This is a genomic window from Kocuria sp. CH-021, assembly GCF_049716185.1.
Classification (GTDB): Bacteria; Actinomycetota; Actinomycetes; order Actinomycetales; family Micrococcaceae; genus Kocuria; species Kocuria cellulosilytica.
This window is the reverse complement of record NZ_JBNAFK010000061.1, coordinates 1-861: the sequence shown is the minus strand read 5'-3', so window position 1 is coordinate 861 and position 861 is coordinate 1. Positions and strand designations below refer to the sequence as shown.

The window sequence follows — 861 nt, the reverse complement described above, 5'->3', positions numbered from 1 at the left end:
CGGCGAGATGGACCACGGCGAGATGGACCACGGCGAGATGGACCACGGCGAGATGGACCACGGCGAGATGGACCACGGCGAGATGGACCACGGCGAGATGGACCACGGCGAGATGGACCACGGCGAGATGGACCACGGCGAGATGGACCACGGCGAGATGGACCACGGCGAGATGGACCACGACGAGATGGACCACGGCGAGATGGACCACAGCGGGCACGGTGGGATGGACATGGCCCCGGAGGGGATCCCCTTGGCCGAGGGCGGGGAGGACCGTGACGGACTGGAGATGGACGTGCTCCACCTCCCGCTCGGTCCCGTGCTGCCGTTCTGGCCGGCCGGGCTCGTGCTGCGCTGCTCGCTGCAGGGGGATGTCGTGGTCGACGCCGACGCCTCCGTGGTCGACGGCGGGGACCACGGGACCGGAGCGACCGCCCCGCACCCGGGTCCCGCGCCCGCCGCGGTGGTGCGGTGCGACCGGACCATGGCGCTGCTGGCACTCACCGGGGCCGAGGACGCGGCGGCCTGCGCCCGCCGCGCCCGGGACGCCCTTCTGCACGGCGATCGGGGCGCCGCCCGGGCCGCCGCCGAGCGCCTGCACCGGACGGTCCGGAGGTCGCGGCTGCTCCGCTGGTCGCTGCGGGGCGTGCTGCCGCTCGCCCCGTCCGACCTGGAGCACCACGGGCTGCCCCGGCACTGCCTCGGGGACGCCCACGACCGGCTGCTGTCCCGGGTGGAACGGATCCGAGTCCATGCCGGAGGCGCGGAGCCGGCCCCGGTGGAGGACGGCGCGGTGCCGTGGGCGGTGCTGCCGGACCTGGTGACCGGACTGGAGCTGGCCTCCGTCCGGCTGGCCGTGGC

General features: G+C 75.1%; 1 protein-coding gene. It reads left to right on the top strand.

The genetic code is table 11. The features are described from left to right. Positions 1-22: 22 nt before the first annotated feature. Positions 23-861: hypothetical protein (locus tag ACPYN7_RS18010; protein WP_424348557.1), on the top strand; the 839-nt coding region annotated here is incomplete at its 3' end.